This is a genomic window from Corynebacterium jeddahense (assembly GCF_028609865.1).
In the GTDB taxonomy this organism is placed as follows: Bacteria; Actinomycetota; Actinomycetes; order Mycobacteriales; family Mycobacteriaceae; genus Corynebacterium; species Corynebacterium jeddahense.
In genome coordinates, this window is the sequence record NZ_CP063194.1 from 573,250 (window position 1) to 598,231 (window position 24,982).

At 70.4% G+C, this 24,982-nt stretch carries 24 protein-coding genes; 17 read left to right on the forward strand and 7 right to left on the reverse strand.

The annotated features are described in order from the left end of the window. Window positions 1-6: 6 nt before the first annotated feature. A complete protein-coding gene (locus tag CJEDD_RS02825) occupies window positions 7-1,635 on the reverse strand; it encodes an AbgT family transporter (RefSeq protein WP_081764493.1) in 1,629 nt (542 codons plus the stop codon). Between the two features lie 93 nt (window positions 1,636-1,728). Further along, window positions 1,729-3,309: an LCP family protein gene (locus CJEDD_RS02830; protein ID WP_042406014.1), complete on the reverse strand. Its 1,581-nt coding sequence runs from the start codon at window positions 3,307-3,309 to the stop codon at window positions 1,729-1,731. A 69-nt stretch (window positions 3,310-3,378) separates the two neighbouring features. Here CJEDD_RS02830 and CJEDD_RS02835 point away from each other — a divergent pair, with 69 nt between their 5' ends. The 3 genes from CJEDD_RS02835 to CJEDD_RS02845 all read left to right on the forward strand — a co-directional run bounded on the left by CJEDD_RS02835 (window position 3,379) and on the right by CJEDD_RS02845 (window position 6,021). After that, a complete protein-coding gene (locus CJEDD_RS02835) occupies window positions 3,379-4,344 on the forward strand; it encodes a glycosyltransferase family 2 protein (RefSeq protein ID WP_042406012.1) in 966 nt (321 codons plus the stop codon). After that, window positions 4,345-5,457: a mannose-1-phosphate guanylyltransferase gene (manB, locus tag CJEDD_RS02840; RefSeq protein ID WP_232297680.1), complete on the forward strand. Its 1,113-nt coding sequence runs from the start codon at window positions 4,345-4,347 to the stop codon at window positions 5,455-5,457. A gap of 315 nt (window positions 5,458-5,772) precedes the next feature. Continuing rightward, window positions 5,773-6,021 (forward strand): WhiB family transcriptional regulator, encoded by a 249-nt coding sequence (locus CJEDD_RS02845; RefSeq protein WP_171194374.1) that lies wholly within the window; start codon window positions 5,773-5,775, stop codon window positions 6,019-6,021. Window positions 6,022-6,049: 28 nt separating this feature from the next. Here CJEDD_RS02845 and CJEDD_RS02850 read toward each other — a convergent pair whose 3' ends face one another. Next, on the reverse strand, window positions 6,050-6,547 hold the full coding sequence (locus CJEDD_RS02850) for a metallopeptidase family protein (protein WP_042406008.1): 498 nt from the start codon (window positions 6,545-6,547) through the stop codon (window positions 6,050-6,052). A 93-nt stretch (window positions 6,548-6,640) separates the two neighbouring features. Between CJEDD_RS02850 and CJEDD_RS02855 the strand changes: the two genes are divergently transcribed. The 4 genes from CJEDD_RS02855 to manA are packed head-to-tail and all read left to right on the forward strand — an operon-like array spanning window position 6,641 to window position 10,787. Continuing rightward, window positions 6,641-7,147 (forward strand): DUF3499 domain-containing protein, encoded by a 507-nt coding sequence (locus tag CJEDD_RS02855; RefSeq protein ID WP_042406005.1) that lies wholly within the window; start codon window positions 6,641-6,643, stop codon window positions 7,145-7,147. A gap of 36 nt (window positions 7,148-7,183) precedes the next feature. Further along, window positions 7,184-8,554, forward strand: coding sequence for a phosphomannomutase/phosphoglucomutase (locus CJEDD_RS02860; protein ID WP_415857849.1), 1,371 nt, complete (start codon window positions 7,184-7,186; stop codon window positions 8,552-8,554). An 11-nt stretch (window positions 8,555-8,565) separates the two neighbouring features. Then, the gene (locus CJEDD_RS02865) at window positions 8,566-9,591 is read left to right on the forward strand and encodes a hypothetical protein (RefSeq protein ID WP_042406000.1); all 1,026 of its coding nucleotides are present in this window, start codon (window positions 8,566-8,568) and stop codon (window positions 9,589-9,591) included. Between the two features lie 11 nt (window positions 9,592-9,602). After that, window positions 9,603-10,787, forward strand: coding sequence for a mannose-6-phosphate isomerase, class I (gene manA, locus CJEDD_RS02870; RefSeq protein WP_042405998.1), 1,185 nt, complete (start codon window positions 9,603-9,605; stop codon window positions 10,785-10,787). Between the two features lie 23 nt (window positions 10,788-10,810). Here the strand turns inward: manA and CJEDD_RS02875 are convergent, their stop codons facing one another. Beyond that, complete coding sequence (locus CJEDD_RS02875) at window positions 10,811-11,653, reverse strand: hypothetical protein (RefSeq protein ID WP_157034425.1); 843 nt, start codon at window positions 11,651-11,653, stop codon at window positions 10,811-10,813. A gap of 210 nt (window positions 11,654-11,863) precedes the next feature. Here CJEDD_RS02875 and CJEDD_RS02880 point away from each other — a divergent pair, with 210 nt between their 5' ends. From CJEDD_RS02880 to secA, 8 genes are all read left to right on the forward strand, one after another. After that, on the forward strand, window positions 11,864-12,217 hold the full coding sequence (locus CJEDD_RS02880) for a hypothetical protein (RefSeq protein WP_042405995.1): 354 nt from the start codon (window positions 11,864-11,866) through the stop codon (window positions 12,215-12,217). An 18-nt stretch (window positions 12,218-12,235) separates the two neighbouring features. Beyond that, window positions 12,236-12,880, forward strand: a complete 645-nt coding sequence (locus tag CJEDD_RS02885) for a dTMP kinase (RefSeq protein ID WP_042405992.1) — start codon at window positions 12,236-12,238, stop codon at window positions 12,878-12,880. Window positions 12,881-12,889: 9 nt separating this feature from the next. Then, window positions 12,890-13,573: an MtrAB system response regulator MtrA gene (gene mtrA, locus CJEDD_RS02890; RefSeq protein ID WP_042405991.1), complete on the forward strand. Its 684-nt coding sequence runs from the start codon at window positions 12,890-12,892 to the stop codon at window positions 13,571-13,573. A gap of 84 nt (window positions 13,574-13,657) precedes the next feature. Beyond that, window positions 13,658-15,232, forward strand: coding sequence for an MtrAB system histidine kinase MtrB (gene mtrB, locus CJEDD_RS02895; protein ID WP_198132969.1), 1,575 nt, complete (start codon window positions 13,658-13,660; stop codon window positions 15,230-15,232). Then, a complete protein-coding gene (gene lpqB / locus CJEDD_RS02900; protein WP_042405989.1) occupies window positions 15,219-16,931 on the forward strand; it encodes an MtrAB system accessory lipoprotein LpqB in 1,713 nt (570 codons plus the stop codon). The genes mtrB and lpqB overlap by 14 nt, the downstream gene beginning before the upstream one ends. 38 nt (window positions 16,932-16,969) lie before the next feature. Next, on the forward strand, window positions 16,970-17,596 hold the full coding sequence (locus CJEDD_RS02905; protein ID WP_232297679.1) for a ComF family protein: 627 nt from the start codon (window positions 16,970-16,972) through the stop codon (window positions 17,594-17,596). A gap of 101 nt (window positions 17,597-17,697) precedes the next feature. Then, on the forward strand, window positions 17,698-18,429 hold the full coding sequence (gene hpf, locus CJEDD_RS02910) for a ribosome hibernation-promoting factor, HPF/YfiA family (protein WP_081764492.1): 732 nt from the start codon (window positions 17,698-17,700) through the stop codon (window positions 18,427-18,429). Window positions 18,430-18,602: 173 nt separating this feature from the next. Further along, window positions 18,603-21,176, forward strand: coding sequence for a preprotein translocase subunit SecA (gene secA / locus CJEDD_RS02915; RefSeq protein WP_042405987.1), 2,574 nt, complete (start codon window positions 18,603-18,605; stop codon window positions 21,174-21,176). A gap of 19 nt (window positions 21,177-21,195) precedes the next feature. On the opposite strand, the gene CJEDD_RS02920 is transcribed toward secA, so the two are convergent. Continuing rightward, window positions 21,196-21,624, reverse strand: a complete 429-nt coding sequence (locus CJEDD_RS02920; protein WP_042405986.1) for a hypothetical protein — start codon at window positions 21,622-21,624, stop codon at window positions 21,196-21,198. 162 nt (window positions 21,625-21,786) lie between these two features. Between CJEDD_RS02920 and CJEDD_RS02925 the strand changes: the two genes are divergently transcribed. Beyond that, a complete protein-coding gene (locus CJEDD_RS02925) occupies window positions 21,787-22,200 on the forward strand; it encodes an HAD family hydrolase (protein WP_042406434.1) in 414 nt (137 codons plus the stop codon). After that, the gene (locus CJEDD_RS02930) at window positions 22,200-22,694 is read left to right on the forward strand and encodes a DUF6912 family protein (RefSeq protein WP_042406431.1); all 495 of its coding nucleotides are present in this window, start codon (window positions 22,200-22,202) and stop codon (window positions 22,692-22,694) included. Before CJEDD_RS02925 ends, CJEDD_RS02930 begins: the two co-directional genes overlap by 1 nt. On the opposite strand, the gene rsgA is transcribed toward CJEDD_RS02930, so the two are convergent. Next, window positions 22,668-23,693, reverse strand: a complete 1,026-nt coding sequence (gene rsgA / locus CJEDD_RS02935) for a ribosome small subunit-dependent GTPase A (protein ID WP_042406430.1) — start codon at window positions 23,691-23,693, stop codon at window positions 22,668-22,670. The two genes, CJEDD_RS02930 and rsgA, sit on opposite strands and share 27 nt — an antisense overlap. Next, the gene (gene aroA / locus CJEDD_RS02940) at window positions 23,693-24,973 is read right to left on the reverse strand and encodes a 3-phosphoshikimate 1-carboxyvinyltransferase (RefSeq protein WP_042406429.1); all 1,281 of its coding nucleotides are present in this window, start codon (window positions 24,971-24,973) and stop codon (window positions 23,693-23,695) included. The genes rsgA and aroA overlap by 1 nt, the downstream gene beginning before the upstream one ends. Between the last annotated feature and the right edge of the window lie 9 nt (window positions 24,974-24,982).

A 24,982-nucleotide genomic window follows, 5' to 3' on the forward strand; every position in this document is an offset into this window, starting at 1 on the left:
TAGGCACTAGAGGAAGATCGACGAGCCCGGTCCGAGCGGCAGGTCGAACTGGTACCAGACGAACAGCAGCGCGAGCCAGAACAGCCAGAACGGCACGGTGAACACGATAAGTCGGGACATCAGCGTGCCGACGCCGGCCTTCGGCTCGTAACGCCGAAGCTGGGAGAGGACGACGATGATGTACGGGTTGAGCGGGGTGATGATCTGGGTGGCGGAGTCGCCTACGCGGTAGGCGGCCTGCACGAAGGCGGGGTCGAAGCCGAGCAGGGCGAACATCGGTACGAAGACGGAAGCCATGAGCGTCCACAGCGCCGACCCGGAGATGATGAGCAGGTTGAGGCAGCTCGCGAGGACGACGAAGGCGACGATCGCGCCGAACCCGGAGATGCCCGCGCTCTCGAGCGCCTGCGCGCCCTTCACCGCGGTGAAGGTGCCGATGCCGGACCAGTTGAACAGCGCGATGAACTGGCCAAGGATGAACGCCAGGATGAGAAAGCCGATCATGTCCTTCATCGCCTCGCCCATCATGTCGGTCATGTCGGTGACGCTCTTCACGGTGCCGGCGGCCGCGCCATACGCCAGGCCCATGACGACGAAATACATCACCACGAGGAAGACGGAGGACTCCATGAGCGGGGAGTCGGGCAGGAAGCCGCCGTCCTCGTTGCGCCACGGCGAGTTGGGGACGAGCACCGCCACGACCGTGATGATGGTGAGCACGAGCGTGGCCCACAGGGTGGCGCGCAGGCCACGCCGCTCGTTGGGGGCGAGTTCGGCGGAGATCTCGTTGCCGTCGCGGTCGCGGCTCATGCCGTCGTCGCCCTCGACCATCGCGTCGGGCACGCCGAGCTTGCGCAGGCGCGGCTCGAGGATCTTGTCGATGATGAAGCCGGCGAGGAAGCCGAGGATGCTCGCCGAGGCGAGGTTGAACCAGTAGTTGGACACCACCGTGACCTCGTTGGTCTCGATGCCCGGCAGCGACTCCATGACGGAATTGGTGATGCCGGCGAACAGGGCGTCGAGGGAGCCGGGCAGGAGAGAGGTGGCGTAGCCGGCGCCGACGGACGCGAAGCCGCCGAGCAGCCCGGCGACGGGGTGGCGCCCGGCGGCCTGGAATACCATCGCGGCGAGCGGCGGGATGACAATGAAGGCGGGGTCCGCGATGAGCGAGGCGGACACCCCGATGATGCCCACGGCGTAGGGCAGGACCACTGTGTTTGCGGAGCCGAACAGGCTGCGGATGAGCGCCGAGAGCATCCCCGAACGCTCCGCGATGCCGACGGCGAGGATGATGGGCAAAACGTACGCGAGCGGCGGGAAGCCGACGTAGTTCTCGCCGATGTTGACGGTGAACCAGGCGAGGCCCTCCTTGGTGAACAGGCCCTTGATCTGGCGGATGTCGTCGCTGCCCGGGACCTGCACCTCGGCGCCGGCCCAGGCCATGGCGGTGGAGATGATGCCGGTGATGAGGAACAGCAGGAGGAAGAGCGTGAACGGCTCGGGGAGCGCGTTGCCGACCTTCTCGATGCCGGCGAGAACCTTGTCGGTGGCGCTTGCCCGCCGTGGCGGGTCGGTGTCCGAGGGCTGGGTGGGCGTGGTGCTGGTGGGCGTGGTTGGTTCTGTCGCGTCAGTCATGCACTCAGGTTCTACCGCAAGAATGCATAACTTTGGTCTAATTGCGTAAAATAACCGAGTTTCCTGGAGTTTTATTCCAGGAATATGTGAATGTTAATTCACGCAGCGCGGGCTGTCGCTGTCCGCGGTGAGCTCCGGGGCGGGTTCCGCCGCGCCGAAGTCGTCGCCCGGCGTGCCCACCGGCGCGTCCTGCTCCGCCTCCTCCGCGGACATCGCCCCCGGCCCGGAGTACCCGTCCGCGATCACCGCGATGACGGCGCCCGGCTCGAGCGTCGCGTTCACGGTCACCGGCACGCCGCCGAGCACCCGCGCCAGCTCCAGCGCCGCCGGGTCGTTCGCGTCGGCGGCCACGACCTGGGTCTCGCTGTAGACCCCCTCCATCGCGTTGGACACGCTGGAGACGGTGATGCCCTGCTCCTTGAGGGCGTCGGCGACGCGCCCCGCCTGGCCGACCGTGGAGCCGGCGTTGAGCACGCTCACATCGGCGTGGGCAAAGGCGGCGGCGTTCGCGGCGGTCGTCGCGACCGTGCTGCTCTCCGTCTCCTTCTTCTCCGGCTCGACCGTCTTGGCCATGAAGTCCTGCACCTGGGAGACGTCGACGGTGACGATGGACTCGCCGTAGTCGCCGGTGCCGTTCACGGAGGTCACCGGGATGGTGGTGAAGGTGACGTTATCGCCGGCCAGGCCCGAGAGCTGCTGGGCGAAGCGGACCACGTCCCACCCCTTGTCCAGCGTCACGGAGCGCTCCGCCGCGTTGGACAGCTCCCGCAGCTTGGCGGGGTTGGTGAGCGTGCCGGTGGAGAGCACGCTGCTCACCAGCGACGCCATGTAGGCCTGCTGGCGGACGATGCGGTCGAGGTCGCCGCGGGGCAGGTCGTGGCGCTGGCGCACGAAGGAGAGGGCCTGCGCGCCGTCGAGCGTCTGCACGCCCGCGGGGAAGTGGGCGCCGGAGAGCGGCTCGTCCACGGGGTTGTTGAGGCAGACTCGGACGCCACCGACGGCGTCGGTAAGCAGCACGAAGCCCAAGAGGCCAACCTGCGCGTAGTGGTCCACCTCCACGCCGGTGAGGCTCGCGACCGCGTCGATGAGGCCCTCCTGACCCGCGCGGGCGACCTGCTGCTCGAGCTCTGGGCCCTCGCTCATCCCGTGCTTTTCCACGAGCTCCTCGCGCTTGTCAGCGGCGTACGCGCCGTAGACGCCGTTGATCTTGATGTTGCCGTACTTCGAGTTGTGGATGTACGTGTCGCGCGGGATGGACACCGCCGTTGCCTTCGACCCGTCCTCCGGGATGCGCACGACCATGATGGTGTCGGTGTTTACCTCGCCGTCCGCGACGCCGGCGTTGAGGCGGCGCAGCTCGTCTTCGGACAGCGGGTTACCCTGCGCGTCGGTACGCGAATCCGAGCCGACGAGGAGGATGTCCATCGCCCCGTCGAGGGAGGTGTCGCTCTTCTTGCCCTTCGACTTGCTCTGCGTGTTCACGTTGAGCTCCGAGGCGCTGAGCTGGCTGCCCAGGCGGCCGACCGTGAAGTAGCCCACGCCGGAGAGCGTGAGCGCGGCGGCGGACAACAGCGCGAGGACCCCTTTGACCACGGGGTGGCCGGCCTGGGACACGTCCCTCGCGCGCGAGGGGGCGGCCTGGATGTCGCGGGCGCGACGGTTGGGGTCAGTCACGCCGGGAAGTATACGACATGCCCCCGCCGGGAAAAGCGTCGTGCGCGGGAACGCGGGGGGTGGGTAGGTATGCTTTCTCCCATTGTGAAACGACAGGTACGAGACTCGGTTAATGATGCGCCGCTCGCGGTGATTACGGTGACGTATTCGCCCGGCGGGCATCTGCGCCACCTCATCGCCTCGCTCGCAGGGGCGACGCGCAACCCGTACACGCTGGTCTGCGCGGATAACGGCTCGACCGACGGGGCCCCGCAGCGCGCGGCCGCCGAGCACGACTTCGTCGAGGTGCTGCCCACCGGCGGCAACATCGGCTACGGCGCGGCCATCAATGCCGCGGTGGGGGCGCTTCGCGGGCGTCGAGACGCGGGGGCCATCAACCCCGACTACTTCCTCATCGTCAACCCCGACGTCGAGTTCGCGCCGGGCAGTATCGATGAGCTGGTGCGCTGCATCGAGGTGAGCCCGCACGTGGGCGCCGCCGGCCCGCGCATCGAGGAGGCCGACGGTTCGGCCTACCCGAGCGCGCGCGAGGTGCCGGGCCTGACCACCGGCATCGGCCACGCCCTGCTGTACGACCTCTGGCCGGGCAACCCGTTCTCGCGCGCCTACCAGGCGAACGCGAACATGCACGTCCAGCGCACGGCGGGGTGGCTCTCCGGGGCGTGCCTGCTCGTGCGGTGGGAGGCGTTCGACGCGATCGGCGGCTTCGACGAGCGCTACTTCATGTACCTCGAGGACATCGACTTCGGGGATCGGCTCACGCGCGCGGGGTGGGACAACCTGTACTGCCCGTCGTCGGTGATCCTGCACGACCAGGGTCACGTGGCGGATAAGCACCGGCGGGTGACCGTGCCGGCGCACCACGCCTCGGCGTACCGCTTCCAGCGCGACAGGCACCCGCACGCGTGGCAAGCTCCGCTCCGGCTCGCGCTGTGGCTCGGCCTGCGCGTGCGCGGGGCGCTCCAGCTCGGCTTCCGCCCGCGGCTGGTGAAGTCCAAGGCGCTGGCGGACCAAACGACAACGAAGGACGAATAGATGGCACACACGGACCCCATTGGCAACGGCGGTAACGCGCCGATCGCAGACATGGACGCGGTGATTCTCGTCGGCGGGCGCGGCACGCGCCTGCGGCCGCTCACGGTGTCGACGCCGAAGCCGATGCTGCCCACCGCGGGCTACCCCTTCCTGGCGCACCTGCTGGCGCGCATCCGCGAGGCGGGCATGCGCCACGTCGTGCTGGGCACCTCCTACAAGGCGGAGGTGTTCGAGGAGTACTTCGGCGACGGCGCGGAGTGGGGCCTGGAGATCGAGTACGTCGTGGAGGAGGAGGCCCTAGGCACCGGCGGCGGCATCCGCAACGTCTACGACAAGCTGCGCCACGACAATGTCATGGTGTTCAACGGCGACGTGCTCTCCGGTGCGGACCTTTCCGCGATCGCCGCGACACACGTGGGCAAGGACGCAGACGTGACGCTGCACCTCGTGCGCGTGCCGGACCCGCGCGCGTTCGGCTCGGTGCCCACGGACGAGGACGGCAACGTCTTGGCCTTCCTGGAGAAGACGGAGGATCCGCCGACCGACCAGATCAACGCGGGCTGCTACGTGTTCAAGCGCTCCGTGATCGAGCAGATCCCGGCAGGGCGCGTGGTGTCGGTGGAGCGCGAGACGTTCCCCGGCCTGCTCGCTTCCGGGGCGAAGGTCGTTGGCCACGTCGACTCGTCGTACTGGCGCGACATGGGTCGCCCGGCCGACTTCGTGCAGGGCTCCTCGGACGTCGTGCGCGGCATCGCGTACTCGCCGCTACTCGAGGGCCGCACGGGCGAGTCGCTTGTCGACGCCTCCGCCGGCGTCGCCCACGGCGTCATCCTCATGGGCGGCACGACGGTGGGCCGCGGGTGCGAGATCGGCGCAGGCTCGCGTGTCGACGACTCCGTGATCTTCGACGGGGCAACCATCGAGCCGGGCGCGATGGTGCGCAACTCGATCATCGCCGCCGGCGCGCGCATCGGCGCGAACGCGCGGATCACGGACTGCGTGATCGGCGAGGGCGCCACGGTCGGGGCCCGCTGCGAGCTGCTCGGGGGCATGCGCGTGTGGCCGGGCGTGGAGATCCCGGATTCGGGAGTGCGTTTCTCCTCCGACGCGTAACCGACACGCCGAACGCGGCGAAATAGTTCCTTTTTCGCCGCGGACCCCTATATGTAGTACCCCCACTGTTCACCCCCGAACCTGGCGGGCTGTGACTCGTGTGACTGGTGTGGCGAATGACGTGGCTCTTGTGCGCGCGAGCGCGGGAAGCCCCGGATTCTGGTTGCGACTATTTAGTGTCCCGGTGTCTAATCACAGCAGTGTCATGCGCGGCATCTGAGGCCGCCTGAGGGACGACATGGAAGAGCAACGAAGGAAGGTACGGGCGTGGAAAACCAGGCTGACGCCATCCTCCGCGGCGCCGCCGCGGGGGGCATGACCCTCGACGAGTTGTTTGGTGCCGTCGAGCAGGAGTGGCAGGACCAGGCGCTGTGCGCCCAGACCGACCCCGAGGCGTTCTTCCCCGAAAAGGGCGGCTCCACCCGAGAGGCGAAGCGCATCTGCAAGGCGTGCGCCGTGCGCGACGAGTGCCTCGAGTACGCGCTCGAGCACGACGAGCGCTTCGGCATCTGGGGCGGGCTGTCCGACCGCGAACGCCGCCGCCTGAAAAAGCAGATCGGCTAGCGGGTCTAACCGGGGGTCTAACGGGGGACTACCAGGGGAAATCGGGGTCGATCGTCCGCGCGTCCAAGTTGAGGTAATTCGCCACTAGGGCGGTGAGGACCCAGGTCACGAGCTCGGAGCGCTCCTCCGTCGTCGCGGCGCGCTGCTCGATGGGCATGCGGAAGACGACGAAGCGCGCGCGGGTGGGGTTGCCCCGCCGATCCACGCCGGCCTGCAGCACGCGGCCCAGCGGCACGGGCCCGTCGGCGATGATCTCGTCCGGAAAGACGGTCATGTCTGGGCTGAGCCGCATCCGGGGGATGGTGTCCACAGCGAGGTCCACGCCGGCGAGTTCGCGAAAGTAGGCGTTGTGCAATGGCGCGTACGCGTCGATGACGAGCTGGTCGAAGTGCGCGGAACGCGTCGTATAGCGCGGCACGCCGACCGGCAGGAGCGGGCCCCGCGCGCCGCGCCCGTGGCGGTTGCGCGCGGGGTGGGTGTGCAGCGGGCTGGAGGGGTCGCCGTGCGGCACTCGCGTGGAACTCATGGAGCACAATGCTAGGGGTCCGCGGCGCGCGCGGCGGCGGGGCGCGCCGCGTTGCGGCGCGGAATTCTCAATGTCGGGTTTAGACTTGGCGCCGTGAATGTCTACCGTCGCTGCTGCCGTCCCGGGTGTGGCAGGCCTGCCGTCGCCACGCTGATCTACGCGTACGCCGACTCCACGGCCGTCATCGGCCCGCTCGCGCCGACGCCCGACCCCCACGCCTGGGACCTCTGCGAGCGCCACTCCGCCCACATCACCGCGCCGGTGGGCTGGGAGATGGTGCGCGTCGAGCACGTGGAGCTCGACCCGGACGACGACGCCGAGGACGAGACCAACGACATCACCGCGCTCGCTGCCGCGGTGCGCGAGGCCGGGCGCGTGACCACCGGCCTCGTCGAGGGCGGGCAGGACCCCATCGAGTACAGCGCCGCGCGCGACTTCAACGACCCGGAGACCTCGAACCACCCGGTCCACCGGACCAAGCGCGTGGAGGAGCAGATTGCGGCGCACAAGGCCGCGCGGCGCTCCCACCTGCGGGTCGTGCCGGATCCGAACAACACCCACGCCGGCGGCGAGAGCGGGGCGAACCCCGGGGACGACTAGCGCGCCCCGGCGCAGGCCCGCGATAAGATGTCGCGCATGGCTATCGAGCACACGAGTGAAACGCTGAAGAACGTCATCAAGGCGTACGACGTCCGCGGCGTCGTCGGCGAGACCATCGACGAGGACTTCGTCCGTACCGCGGGCGCCGCGTTTGCGAACATCCTGCGCGGCGAGGGCGAGATCCGCATCGCGGTGGGCCACGACATGCGCCCCTCCTCGCCGTCGCTGGCCGCGGCGTTCGCGCAGGGCGCGGCCTCGCAGGGCATCGACGTCACCGAGCTCGGGCTGACCTCCACCGACGAGCTGTACTTCGTCGCCGGCACGAAGCGCTGCGCGGGCGCGATGTTCACCGCCTCCCACAACCCGGCGAAGTACAACGGCATCAAGCTGTGCCGCGCGGGCGCGAAGCCGGTGTCCACCGACACCGGGCTCGCCGAGGTCGGCCGGATGATTCTCGAGGGCGTGCCGGAATATGACGGCGAGCCTGGGGCCGTCGAGAAGCACGATGCCCTCGGCGAGTACGCCCACTACTTGCGCGAACTCGTGCCGGTGCCCACGCGCCGCCCGCTCGTCATCGCGGTGGATGCCGCGAACGGCATGGCCGGGATGACGGTGCCGGCGGTGCTCGGCGACATGGATATCCGCCCGCTGTACTTCGAGCTCGACGGCACCTTCCCGAACCACGAGGCGAACCCGCTTGACCCGAAGAACCTCGTCGACCTGCAGCGCTTCACCGTGGAACAGGGCGCCGACATCGGGCTCGCGTTCGACGGGGACGCGGACCGCTGCTTCGTCGTCGACGAGCAGGGTAACGCCGTCTCGCCGTCCGCGATCACCGCGCTCATCGCCACCCGCACGCTCGCGGAGCACCCGGGGGCGACGATCATCCACAACCTCATCACCTCGCGTGCCGTGCCCGAGGTCATCGAGGAGTGCGGCGGCACCCCGGTGCGCACGCGCGTGGGCCACTCCTACATCAAGGCGCAGATGGCGGAGCACGACGCACTCTTCGGCGGGGAGCACTCCGCGCACTACTATTTCGCCGACTTCTTCAACGCGGACTCCGGCCTGGTGGCGGCCCTGCACGTGCTGGCCGCCCTCGCCGAGCAGGACGCGCCACTGTCCGAGCTCATGGCGCAGTTCGACCGCTACGCCGCCTCCGGCGAGATCAACAGCGAGGTCGCCGACCAGGCGGCCGCCACCCAGCGCGTGGTGGACGCGTTCGCGGACCGCGCCGCGTCCGTCGACGAGCTCGACGGCGTGACGGTGCAGCTCAAGGACTCGAAGGCGTGGTTCAACGTCCGCGCCTCCAACACCGAGCCGCTGCTGCGCCTCAACGCGGAGGCGCCCACGCGCGAAGAGGTCGACGCGCTCACGGACGAGGTGCTCGGCATCATCCGCGCGTAGGCTCGCGCGGTATGGACGGGTTGCACCGGGACGAGGCCGCATTCTTCGACGTCGCGCACGAAGGCGCCCAGGTCCGCGCCGTCGCGCAGGCGCTGCGGGGCGGCGCGCTCGCCGAGGTGGCGGGTCTCGCGCCGCGCAGCGTCGTCGTGCTCGCGGCCGACCAGGTCGCCGAAGCGGCCGCCCGCGCCGCCGTGGCGTGGCTCGCGCCGCTCGCGGCCCCGGTCGTCGTCGCGCGCACGCTGCCGGCCTACGTCGGCCCGCTCGACGTCGTCGTGGTCGTCAGCGGCGGGGCGGAGCTCGGCGGGGAGAGCGGTGGTGAGGACGCGTTGCGCGGGCTTTCCGACGCCGCCGGCCGCGGCGCGGAGACGGTGCTCGCGGGGCCGCGGCAGGGGATGCTCATCGACGAGGCTCCGCACTCCACCGCGCGCATCCCCGCGCTGCCGGGTGCCGGCGGGTCCTCGCCCGCACGCGCGGCCACCGCGGTCGCCGCGGTGGTGCAGTGCCTGCACCTCGAGCCGGACCTCGTCGCCGAGCGCCTCGAGCTCCTCGCCGACGAGGTGGACGCGGAACTCGAGGCCTGCGCGCCGGCGCGCGGCGCGGCCGTCAACCCCGCTCGCCAGCTCAGCGCCGCCGTCGAGGGCGCGCGCGTGGCGCACACCGGTGTCGGCCCGCGTGGAGCGGCGCTCGCCGAGCTCGTCGCGGCGGTATGGACCGTGGGTGGCGCCGCGTCGAGCTACATCGGCTCGGACGAGCTGCCCGCCGCCCTCGAGCGCGACCGCGAGCGCAACCAGGCCGGGCCGGGGCCGGCCGCGGACGACATCTTCTACGACCCGTACGTGGACGGGCCGCCCGGGCTGGTAGGTTTGACAACCGTTGCGTGGTCGGTGGACCCGCTCCCGCCGGCCGTGTCCGCCGGCGTGCGGGTGGAAACCGCTGCCCCGGAAACCGGGGACGAGACAGCCCGAGGCCTGCGCCTACTCGCGCGGGCGTACGCCGCGACCGCGTTGAGCCCGCACAGCGAGGGCACCGAGGAGTAAAGGAGAACCCCATGCAGCACCTCGAGGGTGTCCTGCGCCCGTACCCCTGGGGCTCGCGCACGTTGCTCGCGCAGCTGCGCGGCGAGCCGACGCCGAGCGCTCAACCGGAGGCCGAGCTGTGGTTCGGCGCCCACCCCGCGGCGCCGGCCCTTGTCGACGGGCAGCCGCTTAACGACGTGATCGCCTCCGACCCAGCGGCGGCGCTGGGGGAGCGCGTGCGCGCCGAGCACGGCGACGAGCTGCCGTTTCTGGTCAAGCTGCTCGCGGCGGCGGCGCCGCTGAGCATCCAGGCGCACCCGTCGCGCGAGCAGGCGGAGGGGGGCTTCGCCCGCGAAAACGCCGCGGGCATCGCGCTCACCGACCCGCGGCGCAACTACAAGGACCCCAACCCGAAGCCGGAGCTCATCGTCGCCCTCACCGAGTTCAAGGCGCTCGCCGGGTTCCGCCCGCCCGCGGCCACCGCGGTGCTGTTCAAGGCGATCGCGAGCCCCGAGCTTTCCCGCTACGCGACCATGCTGCCCACGGACGGTGAGGGGGATCTGCGCGCGCTGTTTACCACCCTCATCTCGCTGCCCAATCAGGCGCGCGCCGAGCTCGTGGAGTCCGTCGCGGCGGGCGCCGAGCGTATCGCCGCCGGCAGCGGCCACCCAGACTGGATGGTCGAGGCGGCCCGCGTGTTCCTCCAGCTCAACGAGACCTACCCGGGGGACGTCGGCGTCGTTGCGGCGCTGTTGCTCAACGTGGTCACGCTCCAGCCGGGCGAGGCGGCCTTTCTGCGCGCCGGTCAGCTGCACGCGTACCTCTCGGGCCTCGGCGTCGAGGTCATGGCCAACTCGGACAACGTGCTACGCGGGGGCCTGACCACCAAGCACGTCGACGTGCCGGAGCTCGTCCGGGTGCTCGATTTCTCCGCGCTGGACAACCCCCGGACCCAGACGGCGCCGCTCGCCGAGGGTGGGGTGGAGTTCCAGCTCCCGGTGGATGACTTCGCCGTGCGCACGCGCACCCTCGCCGCCGGCGAGCACCTCACCGTCGACCTTGACGGCCCGGCCGTCGTGCTCTGCGCCGCGGGCCGCGCGGACAGCGGCGAGCTCGAACTCGTGCAGGGCAACGCCGCCTGGGTCCCCGCGAGCGACGGGCCCGCGACGTTGACCGCGGGCCCGGAGGGCGCCCAGCTCTTCGTGGCGACGGCCTAACGGACTATCCCGGCTGCGCCCGCCTAGCGCCTGGAGATGCGGTCGATGATCTCGCGCGGGTCGAAGCGCGTGGACTGCGGCGACGGGTAGCCGGCCACGTCCTCCTTGCCCGGCACCGAGGCCGGGCGCTCGGCGGGGGACTCGGCCGGTTCGGGTTGTGGCGCGCCCGGCTGCGGGGTGTCCTCCTCCGTCTCCGCATTCTCCGACGGTACGCCGGCGCCGGCCTGGGATCCGGGCTCGTTCGGCCGTGCTGGCGGCGCGGCGGGGGTCATCGGCTCGACGGAGGTCGAAGCCGGGTTGCGGTCCGGGCCCTGCGGCGTGGGTGCCGCGCTGCCGCCAGGCGTGGGCTGCGGCTCGGACGCGCCACTCGTCGGCGCCTCGCTCTGCTGCGCTGCCGAGGTGGGCACGATGTTGGTCGGCTTGTACACACGATCCGGCTGGTCCGACGCGGGCACCTGGGCGACGATCGCGTGCGGGGGCAGGTAGGGGTCGCGCTCCGCCTGGTAGCCGGACGGGAACCTCCCGCTGCCGGGCGCCGCCGCCCCGTCCGCGGATGCGGCGGACTCGGAGCCGCCCGGTTCCGCGCCCGCGGACTGCCGCGACGCCCCGGTCGACCCCGTCGACGAAGCCTGCGACCGGCCGCTGTCGGCGGAGGGGCGGGCGCTTGCCGACGTCGTGGATGCCGCGCCGGAGACGGATTCAGATGCCGCACCGGGCGACGACGGCGACACGCCGGCGGCGTCTGCGGTGAACCCGGCGTTGGACTGCCCGTGGGTGGACGTCGCCCAGACGCTCCAGCCGACGATGGCGGCGAGGAGGGCACCGGCGCCCAAGAACGCGGCCATCCGGCGTGTCGAGCGTTCCACGGTGCACTCCTTCCGCGCCTGTCCAGCCCGCGGCGCAAGTTCATCACAAGTTGGTAACAGTTATTCTACGGCAAAGTTATAGCACGTCCGGGCCGGAAGCGGAACCCCGCCGAAGGTGCGTCGCAACGCAAAACCATGCGCGCGGGCGCGGTGACGTATATAGATGTGGTAGGAAAGTCTTCCACTCAACGCCATGAAAGGAGCGTCGCCGTGAATACCTGGGACAAGGAAATCTTCACCGTCGACACCAACGCGGATTTCCTCGACGAGCTTGCGGAACTCGACTTCGACGAGGTCTTTGACACTGTGCGCGACGCCGTGCTCCTCGCGGCGCGCCAGGAGTCCCCCACGGAGGACGAGCTGCTCAATGGCCAGGCGGGGGCGACGATCACCGCGATCTGGGCCGGCGCGCCGTTTTCCGCGGGCGACATCGCCGAGACGTACCCGTTCATTCGCCGCCACCCGGAGGAGATCGACGAGCAACTCATGGACGCCGCCGCGGCGGTCCTCGAGGAGGCCGACACCGAGGCCGACCTCGAGCAGTTCCTTGAGGCGCTGTCCTAGCGGGCGGCGGGGAGCGCCATGATCGTCGCAGTTGAAGGCATCGACGGGGCGGGCAAGCACACACTGGTCACCGCGGTGGAGGAGCGGTTCGGGGCGGACACGCTCGCGTTCCCGCGTTACGACGACTCCGTGCACGCCCAGCTCGCCCAAGAGGCCCTGCACGGGCGGATGGGTGACCTGACCGACTCCGCGTTTGGCATGGCCACACTGTTCGCGCTGGACAGGCGCGGCGCGAAGCCGCTGCTCGACGGCTACGCGGGCGACCCGGACCGGGTCCTCATCCTCGACCGCTACGTGGCCTCGAACGCCGCGTACACGAGCGCGCGCACGGGCGACCCGGCCGCGGTCGCGTGGGTGCACGACCTCGAGTTCGGCCGGCTCGGGCTGCCGAAGCCCGACCTCCAGGTGCTCGTGGACACGCAGCCGGACGTCGCGCGCGAGCGCGCGGCGAAGCGTGAGGAGCAGGACGAGGCGCGCACCCGGGACCGCTACGAGCGCGATGCGGCGCTGCAAGCCGCGACCTCCGCGGCCTACCGCGAGCTCGCCGATTCCGGCTGGGCGGGCCGGTGGGTCCGCACGGACGATCCCGCGGTTATTATGCAGGCAGTGAGCGACGTCGCGCGCGAGCTCGCGGGAGCGGCAGGCGCAGCAGGAACGGAATAGGGAGGCCCCATGGCAGCGAAGATCCTCGTCGTCGACGACGACCCGGCGATCAACGAGATGCTCACCATCGTGCTGGAAGCCGAGGGGTTCCACACCAGCTCCGTCACGGACGGCGCGGAGGCGGTGGGCGCGTTCCACTCATTCGACCCGGACCTCATCCTGCTCGACCTCATGCTGCCGGGGATGAACGGCATCGACATCTGCCGCGAGATCCGCAAGGAATCCGGGGTGCCGATCGTCATGCTCACAGCGAAGACGGACACCGTCGACGTCGTACTCGGCCTCGAATCGGGCGCGGACGACTACATCACGAAGCCGTTTAAGCCGAAAGAGCTCGTGGCCCGCATCAGGGCACGGCTGCGCCGGACTGACGACGAGCCTTCGGACGTCTTCGAGGTGGGCGACCTCACCATCGACGTGCCGCAGCACACCGTCACCCGCGGGGGCGAGGAAATCCAGCTCACCCCGCTCGAGTTCGACCTGCTGCTGGAGATGGCGCGCAAGCCGAACCAGGTGCACAGCCGCGAGGAGCTGCTCGAGTCCGTGTGGGGCTACCGCAACGCCTCGGACACGCGCCTCGTGAACGTCCACGTCCAGCGCCTGCGCTCCAAGATCGAGCATGACCCGGAGAACCCGGAGATCATCCTCACCGTGCGCGGCGTCGGCTACAAGACCGGCAAGCCGGAGGTGTAGCAGCTGGACGCCTTCAGACGCGCGCGCGACCGCGTCCGGCACGCGTGGTCTACGAAGCTGCAGGTGCGCTTCGTGGGCACGGTGATGCTCGTGTCGATGGTCGTGATGTCCGTGCTCGGATTCGCACTCGCCTCCGTGGTCACGGACCGCATCACCGCGGCGAAAATTGAGACGGCGAGTGTGGAGATCGAGCGCGCCCGCTCCACCGTCGAGTACCAGCTGGCGAACTCGGGGACGTCCTCCTCGCTGCAGGCGCGGCTCAACTCGGCGCGCGCCGGCCTCGCGCAGCGGGCCCAGGAAAGCGGCGACTCCTCGAGCTTCTACGAGCCCGTGCTCGTGGTGCAGAGCCCGGACGGCTCGGTGACGTCCTCGCCGGAGTCGTACCAGATCCCGGCCCGGCTCGCCGAGTTCGTCTCCGGCGGCAACGTGGCCTACCAGTTCGCGTCCGTGGAGCGCTCGGACCGCTCGTCCTACGACGCGCTCATCGTGGGCACGCCGACGAACACGGACATCCCGAACCTGCAGCTCTACCTCGTGATGAACATGGAGAACGAGGCCTCCACGGTCGCGCTCATGCGCGGCATCCTCGCCTCCGCCGCCGTCATCGTCGCGGTGCTGCTCATGGGCATTTCCTGGCTCGCCTCGCAGCAGATTGTCGGACCGGTGCGCTCGGCGTCGCGCACCGCGCAGCGCTTCGCGTCGGGCCACCTGCGCGAGCGCATGCCCGTCGACGGGGAGGACGAGATGGCGGTGCTCGCGATGTCCTTCAACGACATGGCGGACGCGCTGTCGCGCCAGATCAACAACCTCGAGGAATACAGCAACCTGCAGCGGCAGTTCACCTCGGACGTCTCGCACGAGCTGCGCACGCCGCTGACCACGGTGCGCATGGCGGCGGACCTCATCGCCGCGGACGAGGACTCGCTCGAGCCGGCGACGCGGCGCGCCTCGCAGCTCATGATCAGCGAGCTCGACCGGTTCGAGGCGCTGCTCAACGACCTGCTCGAGATCTCGCGCCACGACGCGGGCGTGGCCGAGCTCTCCGCCGCGAACGTCGACGCGCGCCAGCCGGTGGAATCCGCGTGGCAGCAGACCCGGCACCTCGCCGAGGAGCTCGACGTCGAGGTCGTCTTCGACGTCCCGGAGGAGCCGCAGATGCTCGAGGGCGACGCCCGGCGCATCGAGCGCATCGCGCGCAACCTCATGGCGAATGCCATCGACCACTCGGAGGGCAACCCCGTCACCGTCACAATGCGGTCAAACGAGGAGGCCGTCGCGCTCACCGTCACCGACCGCGGCGTGGGCCTCAAGCCGGGCGAGGACGAGCTCGTGTTCAACCGGTTCTGGCGCGCCGACAAGTCGCGCAAGCGCCACTCCGGCGGCACCGGGCTGGGCCTGGCCATCGCCCGGGAGGACGCGCAGCTGCACGGCGGCACGCTCGACGCCGTGGGGGAGTTCGGGGTGGGCTCGCAGTTCCGCCTCGTGCTGCCCCGCCACCCGGAGACCGGGTTCACGCAGGCGCCGCTCGAGCTCGAGGCCCCCAGCCCGGCCCCGGGCGCGGTGGACCCAGATGCCACGTCCGGTGGGGCCGAGGCCGCGGCGGGGCCGGAGGACGTCGATACGCAACCGCTCGAGGAGGGCCGCGATGAACGTGCGTAAGAAAGTGCTCGCCGTGGTGCTCGCGGTGACGGCCGGCCCGGCGGCGGGGTGCGCATCCTTGCCGACGAACTCCGCGCCCCACGTGCTGCGCTCGTTCACCCCGGAGGAGTCCGAGGCCTCCGCGCCGCGGCCCGTCGACGGGCAGGAGCCGGACCTGCTGCTGCGCGGCTTCTACGCCGCGTCCGCGCGGCCGGACGGGAACTACGAGGCGGCCCGGTCCTACCTCACCGACGCCGCAGCGTCCGCGTGGAACCCGGAGGAGGAAAAGCTCGTCGTCGACAGCATCGGCATGACCACGCTGCCCGGCTCGACCGTGGGCAAGCGCAGCTTCGCGGTGCACGGCAAGGTGGTGGGCACGCTGCGCCAGGGCGGCGCCTACACCCCGGAACGCGGCACGTACGAGGCGACGATCGAGCTGGACATGGTGGACGGGCAGTGGCGCATCTCCTCGCTGCCGGCCGGGGTGGTCATGGAGCGCACGGAGCTGCGCAACCAGTACCAGCCCTATAACCTCTACTTCTTCGACGACGAGGACCGCGAGCTGGTCACTGACCGGCGCTGGGTGCACTCCGCGCGCGAAACGCTCGCGAGCGACCTCATCGCGCTGGTCATGGAGGGCCCGTCCGAGCGGCTACGCTCGGCGCTGACCGGGGTGCTGCCATCGAGCGCGGCGTTTACGGGCGTGCGCGACGGCGCGTACACGTTCACCGGGTTCGGCGGCGTGCCGCAGGACGAGCGCACCCGCTTCGCGGCCCAGGTGGTGTGGACGCTCGCCACCGCGGGCGTGACCGGGCCCTACCGGCTTACCGCGGACGGGGAGCCGCTGATCGACGGCACCGACACGCTCGACACCGACGACTTCGTTGACGTGAGCCCGCTGGTGGAGAGCGTCGGCGAGACCATGCTCTACGCGCTCTCCGACGGCAAGGTCGTGCGCGTCGGCGACCGCTCGGCCCAGCCCGTCGAGGGGGAGCTGGGCAAGTCCACCGACGCCGCCTCGGCCGACATCACGAACACCGGAGAGTGGGCCGCGGTCTTCGGCCGCCCAGACGACGGCGTCGACGACGTGTTCCGCGTCGGCCGGTTCGGCGGGCGCGAGGCGGAGGTGATGCGCGCCGGGACGTTCACCCGCCCGTCGTTCGAGTCCGACGCCGGCGCGGTGTGGACCGTCGCCGACGGCAAGCGGATCCTGCGCACCGTGCAGTCCGCGGCCACTGGCGACCTGACCACGAGCGAGGTGAAGGCGGAGCTGCCGGACGGCGTGGACGGTAAGATTTCGGTGCTGCGGCTCTCGCGCACCGGCACCCGCGTTGTCATGGTCATCGACGGGTGCCTCTACACTGGCATCGTGCGGCGGGCGACCTCGGGCGAGCGCTCCATCGTCAACGTCTACGAGTACGCCCAGGAGCTTGGCGGCAGCGTCGTCGCGGCCGACTGGCGCCCGGACGGCTCGTTTATCGTGGGCACGTCCTCGAGCACCCCGGTAATGCGCGTGGAACAGGATGGCTCGTCCATGACCGCGCAGTCCTCGGGCAACATCTCGGCGCCGGTGGTGGCGGTCGCGGCGTCGCCGAACACGCTCTACGTCACGGACGCCAACGCCCTGTTGCAGGTGCCCACCTCCGGGGCGGATAATCCGATCTGGCGCGAGGTGCCGGGGCTCGAGGGCGTGCGCGCGCTGCCGATCGCGGCGCGCTGACGGGCGCCGCGGGGGCGAAGACGATACAGGGGGACGCGATGGCGGGGATGTTCGGCCAGATCGGGGAGCTGGTGCTGCCGCGCCGGTGCGCGGGGTGCGGCCACCCCGGGGAGCTGCTGTGCACCCGCTGCCGCACCGCGCTCGCCGCCCCGCCGCGGCGGGTGTTTCCGAAGTCCACCCCGCACACGCCCGTGTTCGCGCTCGCGCCGTACGCGGATCCGCACCGCGCGGTGGTGCTGGCGATGAAGGAGCGCAACCACCTCGCCGTGCGCTCCCACATGGGGGCGGTGCTCGCCGCTGCGCTCGACTACCTCGAGGCGCGCGGCGAGATCCCCGCGGGGGCCGTGCTCGTGCCCGCCCCGACGCGCCCCCGCTCCGCGCGCGCCCGCGGCGGGGACCCGGTGGAGCAGGTGTGCCGCGCGAGCGGGCGCCGCGTGGCTCCGGTGCTCGCCCTCGACCCGGCGGCGGCGGACCAGGCGGGCCTCGACGAGGCGGCGCGCCGGGCGAACCTCGCCGGGAGGGTCCGCATCGCCGGCGTGCCCCGGGGCGAGGTGGTAGTGGTCGACGACGTGGTCACCACCGGCGCGACGCTGCAGGCGAGCGTGTCCGCCCTCCTCGCGCACGGGGCGAACCCGGTCGCCTGCCTGGCGTTATGCGTGGCGTAGGGGAGCCCACAGCAACCTCCCACGATTTTCGCCCGAATTGGTCATAACCAGTTGTATAGTGGTGGTGGACACAGTTCCTACTACTGCAAGGGAGGACGCAGATGACTGCCGCAGACCGCAAAGTAGAACAGGCCGGCGCGCCGATCCAAGGCGAGGTCCAAGTCCAAGGCGAGGCGCTGAGCCCCGATGCCCTGGTGACCATCACCGGCCGCAACGTCGAGGTGCCCGAGCACTTCCAGGAACGGGTGAACACCAAGCTGGCGAAGATCGAGAAGCTTGACCCCACGCTCACGTCATTCAACGTCGAGCTCAAGCACGAGCCGAACCCGCGGCGCGAGGCGCAAGCCGAGCGCATCCAGATCACCGCCACCGGGTCGGGCCACCTCGCCCGCGCGGAGGCCCGCGAGGAGACGTTCTACGCCGCGCTTGATTCCGCGGTGGACAAGCTCGAGCGTTCCCTGCGCAAGGTGAAAGCCCGCCGCAACATCGCGATGTCCGGCCACCGCGCGCCGAAGGGCACCGGCGAGCTCGCCGCCCAGATCGAGGCGGACGCGAAGGCCGAACAGGAGCGCGCCGCGGCGCAGGCGGGCAAGTACGACGTGGACCCGTACGAGGGGCTCGTCGACGACCTCACGCCGGGCCAGATCGTGCGCACCAAGGTGCACCCGAACACCCCGCGCAGCGTCGACGACGCGCTCAGCGAGATGGAGCTCGTCGGCCACGATTTCTACCTCTTCGTGGACGAGGAGACGAACCGCCCGGCGGTGGTGTACCGCCGCCACGCGTTCGATTACGGCCTGATCGAGCTGGCCCCCGAGGGCGAGATCGACTAGCCGAAAGCGTCAACGCCGCGCGGCCCCGCAGTCGGGGCCGCGCGGTTTTCGTCGAGAAGCAATTGCGTCTCGACGTGCCCAGAGGGGGTTGTCTCTCCCGGGGTAGTCGTGCGTAGAATGGCAGGTCGTATCATCCTGGCCCTGTCAAACCAGAAGTAAAGGACGTTGCACACGTGTTTGGACTGTCGAAGCTGCTCCGTGCCGGTGAGGGGCGCACCGTCAAGCGCCTCGCCAAGATCGCCGATGAGGTCATGGCGCTCGACGACGAGTACTCCGCACTGACCGACGAGGAACTCAAGGCCAAGACCGAGGAGTTCAAGCAGCAGTTGGCGGACGGCGCCACCCTCGACGACATCCTGCTCGACGCGTTCGCCACCGCCCGCGAGGCGTCGTGGCGCGTGCTGGGCCAGAAGCACTTCAAGGTGCAGATCATGGGCGGCGCGGCCCTGCACTTCGGCAACGTCGCCGAGATGAAGACCGGCGAGGGCAAGACGCTGACGTCGGTGCTGCCCGCCTACCTCAACGGCCTGTCCGGCAAGGGTGTGCACGTGGTGACGGTGAACGACTACCTGGCCAAGCGCGACGCCGAGATGATGGGCCGCGTCCACCACTTCCTCGGCCTCGAGGTCGGCGTGATCCTCTCCGACATGCGCCCGGCGGAGCGCAAGAAGGCCTACGACGCCGACATCACGTACGGCACGAACAACGAGCTCGGCTTCGACTACCTGCGCGACAACATGACGCGCTCGCCGGATGACATCGTGCAGCGCGGCCACAACTACGCCATCGTGGACGAGGTTGACTCGATCCTCATCGATGAGGCCCGTACGCCGCTTATCATCTCCGGCCCGGTGGACGGATCGAGCCAGTTCTACACCGTGTTCGCCCAGCTCGCGCCGCGCATGCGCGAGGGCATCCACTACGAGGTGGATCACCGCAAGCGCACCGTCGGCATCACCGAGGAGGGAGTGGAGTTCGTCGAGGACCAGCTGGGCATTGACAACCTGTACGCCCCGGAGCACTCGCAGCTCGTGAGCTACCTCAACAACGCCATCAAGGCGAAGGAGCTCTTCGAGCGCGACAAGGACTACATCATCCGCCAGGGCGAGGTGCTCATCGTCGACAGCTTCACGGGCCGCGTGCTCCCGGGCCGCCGCTACAACGAGGGCATGCACCAGGCCATCGAGGCCAAGGAAAACGTCGAGATCAAGAACGAGAACCAGACGCTGGCGACCGTCACGCTGCAGAACTACTTCCGCCTCTACGACAAGCTGTCCGGCATGACCGGTACCGCCGAGACCGAGGCCGCGGAGCTGCACCAGATCTACAAGATGGACGTCGTGCAGATCCCGCCGAACAAGCCGAACCAGCGCACCGACCGCGACGACCTCATCTACAAGACGCAGGAGGCCAAGTTCGCGGCGGTGGCCGAGGACATCGCGGAGCACGTGGAGAAGGGCCAGCCGGTTCTCGTGGGCACGACCTCGGTCGAGCGCTCCGAGTACCTCTCGCAGCTGCTCACCCGCAAGGGCGTCGCGCACAACGTGCTCAACGCGAAGCACCACGAGGAGGAGGGCCGCATCATCGCCGAGGCGGGCCTGCCCGGCAAGGTGACGGTGTCCACGAACATGGCGGGTCGCGGCACCGACATCGTGCTCGGCGGCAACCCCGAGATCCTCCTCGACGCGAAGCTGCAAACCCAGGGCCTCGACCCGTTCGAGGACGAGGAGCGCTACCAGGAGGCGTGGGACGAGCAGCTGCCGCTGGCCAAGGAGCGTTCGCAGCAGCTTGGCGACGAGGTACGCGAAGCGGGCGGCCTCTACGTCATCGGCACCGAGCGTCACGAGTCGCGCCGCATCGACAACCAGCTGCGCGGCCGCTCCGGACGCCAGGGCGACCCGGGCGAGTCCCGCTTCTACCTCTCCATGCGCGATGAGCTCATGGTGCGCTTCGTCGGCCAGTCGATGGAGAACATGATGAACCGCCTCAACGTGCCGGACGACGTGCCGATCGAGGCGAAAATGGTCTCCAACGCCATCAAGGGCGCGCAGTCCCAGGTGGAGAACCAGAACTTCGAGATGCGCAAGAACGTGCTCAAGTACGACGAGGTGCTCAACGAGCAGCGCAAGGTCGTCTACGGCGAGCGCCAGGAGATTCTCGCCTCGAAGGACATCGCGGGCCAGGTGCGCCGCATGATCGCGGACACGATCAGCGCGTACGTCGACGGGGCGACCGCTGAGGGCTACGTCGAGGACTGGGACCTCGACGAGCTGTGGAACGCCCTCGACTCCCTCTACGGCCCCTCCGTGAGCGCGCAGGAGCTTATCGACGGCGACGCCTACGGCCGCCCCGGTGAGCTCACCGCAGCGCAGCTGCGCCAGGCGCTTGTCGACGACGCGAACGCGCAATACGACCAGCTCGAGGAGGGCGTCGTTTCCATCGGCGGCGAGGCCCAGATGCGCAACCTCGAGCGCATGGTGATCCTGCCGATCATCGACACGAAGTGGCGCGAGCACCTCTACGAGATGGACTACCTCAAGGAGGGCATCGGCCTGCGCGCCATGGCGCAGCGCGACCCGCTGGTGGAGTACCAGAAGGAGGGCGGCGAGATGTTCAACGCGATGAACGAGGCCGTCCAGGAGGAGACCGTGCGCCAGCTCTTCGCCATGCGCAAGCAGTTTGTGCAGCAGACCGAGGACGCCGCCGCAGGCTCCGCGCCCGCCGAGGGCGGCTCCACGGTGATCTAGCCGCGCCCCGGCGCCTCGGTCAGAGCACCTTGAACGAGACGAGCTTGGCGCCGTCGACCTTCGCCGCGTAGGCGAGCCGGCGGCCCGCGCCGGTGTCGACGGTGCCGAAGTATTCGCCGCCCTCGCGGGCGTGGCAGGTGACAACGCGCACCGGCTGCGGCGCGGGGGCGGCGGCGCGTTTGCGCGCCCTGATGTGGGCGCGCACGGCCGGCGCGAACCGGGCGAGCATCGGGGACGCGACGCCGTGTGCGCCGAAGGCGGCGTCGAGGGCCTCGCGCACGACGGGGTTCACCGGCGGCGGCTCGGGCGCGGAGCGCGTCGCCGGCGGGGGCTTCTGTGGCTGTGCCTGTGCCTGTGGCTGTGGTGGCGGCGCAGGCAGCGCGCGAGTGGGGGCCTGGGCGGGCACGAGGACCTGGACGTGCCGTTGGCCGGGAGCGGTGTAGTACATGGTGTCTCCTCCGTTGGCTGGTGGCCGCGCGCGGAAAGTCGCGTGCGGCCGGTTCGGGGAGGGGGCGGGCGCTGTGCTGGGTGGGTATCATTGTCCCCGTTCACTGCCGCCCGAGTAAAGGGTGTGCACACTAAAGTACGCAACCAACGAAAGCGGGGACCCGTGCAGGGCTTGATCATCGACTACGCAGGTGTGCTGGACATGAGCGACGAGGACGAGCGCCGCTGGCGGGCCCTGATCGAGGCAGTCAAGGCGAAGGACGTCCCGGTGGCCATCCTCTCGAACGAGGACGGCGACGGCGCGGCCGCGGAGAAGATCCGTGAGTGGGAGTTTAACGGCACCGTCGACGCGGTCGTGCTCTCCGGCGAGATCGGGGCGGAAAAGCCCGAGCGCGCGGCGTTCCAGGCCGCGGCGGACGCGCTCGACGAGGAGCTGAATAACTGCGTCATGGTGGACGACGACATCATGAACATCCGCGCCGCCGTCGAGTATGGGATGATCGGCATCCTCCACACCGCCGTCGACCGCACGGCGGTGGAGATCCAGTCCATCTTCGGCATCGAGGGCGAGTTCTAGTGCGCGTCTACATCCCCGCGACGTTTTCCATGCTCGCTTCGTTGCAGGACAACGGGCTCATCCACGCCCGCAACGGCTGGGCGTTCGCCGCGACCAGTGCGCTGCACGACTTCTTCACCTCGGGCGACGAGGAGGAGATTGAGGCGGTGGCGTTCGACGACGCCGCGCTCGCGTCGATACGCCTGCTCGCGATCGGGGACGAGGAGCGCTTCCCGCACCGCCGCGTGGTCATTTCCGCGGACGTGGAGGCCACGGAGGACCCCGAGATGGGCGAGTCCGTGGTGAAGCTCGCGGGCCCGGTGGAGCTCGAGCAGGTCGCGGCGATCCACGTGGACATCGAGGAGGCCGAGGAGGCGACCGCGAAGGCTATCGTGGTGGTGGACGCGGCGGACCTCGGCGACGAGGACGCGGAGCTGGCCGTGGGCGACGCCCAGGACAACTACATGGCGTTCTACGACCCGAGCGAGCTAGCGTTCCTCGTCGAGCTGCTTTAGCTCCCACTCGTTGTTCGAGTGCAGCGCCTCGAGCAACCCGCGCACCGCGCGCGAGCGGCGGCCGACCGGGGAGTCCGGGTCGAGGTCGTCCCACGCGCACTCCGGGTCGGCGGGCGGGCCGAGGTGCGTGCAGCCGCGCGGGCAGCGCTCGGCCGCCTCGGCGAGGTCCGGGAACACGCCGACGATCTCGTCGGGGGAGACGTGCGCGAGGCCGAACGAGCGGATGCCGGGCGTGTCGATGATCCAGCCGCCGCCCGGCACCTCGAACGCCACCGACTGCGTCGAGGTGTGGCGGCCCTTGCCCACGCCGGACACGGCGCCGGTCTCGCGCTGTGCGTCCGGGACGATGCGGTTGACCAGGGTGGACTTGCCCACCCCGGAGTGGCCGATGAGCGCGGAGACGCGCCCCGCGATGAGCGCGCGCAGCGCCTCGACGCCGTCCTCGACGCCGGTGCGCAAGACCTCCACGCCCATGTCCGCGAGCTCGCGCTCGAAGTCGGACGGGTCGGCGAGGTCCGACTTGGTCACGCACACCACGGGTGTGACGCCGCCGACGAACGCGGCGATGAGCGCGCGTTCGACGAACCCGGTGCGCGGCGGCGGGTCGGCGGCCGCGACGACGATGAGCAGCAGCTGCGCGTTGGCCACGATGATGCGCTCGAACGGGTCCGTGTCGTCCGCCGTGCGCCGCAGGACCGATGTCCGCTCCTCGCGTTTGACGATGCGGGCGAGCGTGTCCTTGCCGCCGGAGGTGTCGCCGACGACGCCGACGCGGTCGCCGACCTCGATTGACGTGCGTTTGAGCTCCCGCGCCCGGGTGCACTGCACCCGCGGGCCCGAGTCCAAGACGACGCCCCAGCGGCCTCGGTCCTTGGCCACGACGAGGCCGAACTCGGCGTCGTCGTGCGAGGGGCGGTTCTTCGACCGGGGGCGCGACCCCTTGCCGGGGCGGATGCGGACGTCCGACTCGTCGTAGTCGGCAAAGCTGCGCCCCGCCATTACTGCGACACCGTGGACACCATGGCCGTCCACATCCGGTCGAACCCGGGGAGTGTCTTCGCCGTGGTGGCGATGTTTTCCACCTCGACGCCCTCGGTGACCAGGCCGACGATGGCGCCGGCGGTGGCCATGCGGTGGTCGTCGTGGCTGTGCCACACCCCGCCGCGCAGCGCCGCGGGGCGGATGCGCAGGCCGTCGGGCAGCTCCTCGCAGTCGCCGCCGAGCGCGTTGATTTCGCGGGTCAGCGCGGCGAGGCGGTCCGTCTCGTGGCCGCGCAGGTGGGCGATGCCGACGAGCTCGCTCGGCGTGGAGGCGCAGGCGGCGAGCGCCGCGATGGTGGGGGCGAGCTCGCCGATGTCGCTCATGTCCACCCGGATGCCGGTGAGGCGGCCCGGCTGCGGCCCGCGCACGCACATGGTGTTGGAGGCGCCCTCGGCCTCGAGCTCCACGTCGCAGCCCATCCGGTCGAGGATCGATTGCATCGTCGCGCCCGGCTGCACGCTGAGCACCGGCCAGTGCGGGATGCGCACGCACCCGCCCGTGACCGCCGCGGCCGCGAGGAACGGCGCGGCGTTCGACAGGTCCGGCTCGATCTCCCAGTGCGTGCCGCGGATCTCCTGGGGGGCGACCGACCACGAGTTGATCGTGGCGTCGACCTCGACCCCGGCGTCGCGCAGCATCTCCACCGTCATCTCAATGTGGGGCATGGACGGCAGCGTCGCCCCTGTGTGGCGCACCTGCACGCCGCGCTCGAAGCGCGCCGCGGCGAGCAGCAGGCCGGAGACGAACTGGGAGGACGCGGAGGCGTCGATCTCCACCGGCCCGCCGTCGGCGCGCCCGGTGCCGTGGACGGTAAACGGCAGCGTCTCGCCCGCCACGGACACCCCGAGGGTGCGCAGGGCGTCCAGGATCGTGGACATGGGGCGGTTGCGCGCGTGCGGGTCGCCGTCGAAAAGCACGGCCCCCTCGGCGAAGGCCGCGACCGGCGGCACGAAGCGCATGACGGTGCCGGCGAGGCCGCAGTCGACGGTCGCGCCGTGGAGCGCGCCCGGGGTGACGCGGATCGTCTCCCCGTCGCGCTCGATGCCGGCACCCATGGAGGCGAGCGCCGCCTCCATGAGGTCGGTGTCGCGCGAGCGCAGCGCGCCCGTGATCGTCGACGGGCCGGAGGCCAGCGCGGAGAGGACGTACGCGCGGTTCGTCATGGATTTGGACCCCGGCACCGCCTGGGTGTGGGTGATCGGGGCCGGATGGTACGGCGCGGGCCACAGTTCGCTCATGGAGGCAAT

Bases quoted from the DNA above. Each gene is read 5' to 3' on its own strand.
- CJEDD_RS02860 (WP_415857849.1), top strand. From the start codon at position 7,184: ATGGCTATCGAGCACACGAGTGAAACGCTGAAGAACGTCATCAAGGCG.
- hpf (WP_081764492.1), top strand. From the start codon at position 17,698: ATGACTGCCGCAGACCGCAAAGTAGAACAGGCCGGCGCGCCGATCCAA.
- aroA (WP_042406429.1), bottom strand. From the start codon at position 24,973: ATGAGCGAACTGTGGCCCGCGCCGTACCATCCGGCCCCGATCACCCAC.
- CJEDD_RS02845 (WP_171194374.1), top strand. From the start codon at position 5,773: ATGACCCTCGACGAGTTGTTTGGTGCCGTCGAGCAGGAGTGGCAGGAC.
- CJEDD_RS02920 (WP_042405986.1), bottom strand. From the start codon at position 21,624: ATGTACTACACCGCTCCCGGCCAACGGCACGTCCAGGTCCTCGTGCCC.
- mtrA (WP_042405991.1), top strand. From the start codon at position 12,890: ATGGCAGCGAAGATCCTCGTCGTCGACGACGACCCGGCGATCAACGAG.
- CJEDD_RS02850 (WP_042406008.1), bottom strand. From the start codon at position 6,547: ATGAGTTCCACGCGAGTGCCGCACGGCGACCCCTCCAGCCCGCTGCAC.
- CJEDD_RS02825 (WP_081764493.1), bottom strand. From the start codon at position 1,635: ATGACTGACGCGACAGAACCAACCACGCCCACCAGCACCACGCCCACC.
- manA (WP_042405998.1), top strand. From the start codon at position 9,603: ATGCAGCACCTCGAGGGTGTCCTGCGCCCGTACCCCTGGGGCTCGCGC.
- rsgA (WP_042406430.1), bottom strand. From the start codon at position 23,693: ATGGCGGGGCGCAGCTTTGCCGACTACGACGAGTCGGACGTCCGCATC.
- lpqB (WP_042405989.1), top strand. From the start codon at position 15,219: ATGAACGTGCGTAAGAAAGTGCTCGCCGTGGTGCTCGCGGTGACGGCC.
- CJEDD_RS02885 (WP_042405992.1), top strand. From the start codon at position 12,236: ATGATCGTCGCAGTTGAAGGCATCGACGGGGCGGGCAAGCACACACTG.
- mtrB (WP_198132969.1), top strand. From the start codon at position 13,658: ATGCTCGTGTCGATGGTCGTGATGTCCGTGCTCGGATTCGCACTCGCC.
- CJEDD_RS02905 (WP_232297679.1), top strand. From the start codon at position 16,970: ATGGCGGGGATGTTCGGCCAGATCGGGGAGCTGGTGCTGCCGCGCCGG.
- CJEDD_RS02865 (WP_042406000.1), top strand. From the start codon at position 8,566: ATGGACGGGTTGCACCGGGACGAGGCCGCATTCTTCGACGTCGCGCAC.
- manB (WP_232297680.1), top strand. From the start codon at position 4,345: ATGGCACACACGGACCCCATTGGCAACGGCGGTAACGCGCCGATCGCA.
- CJEDD_RS02835 (WP_042406012.1), top strand. From the start codon at position 3,379: ATGCTTTCTCCCATTGTGAAACGACAGGTACGAGACTCGGTTAATGAT.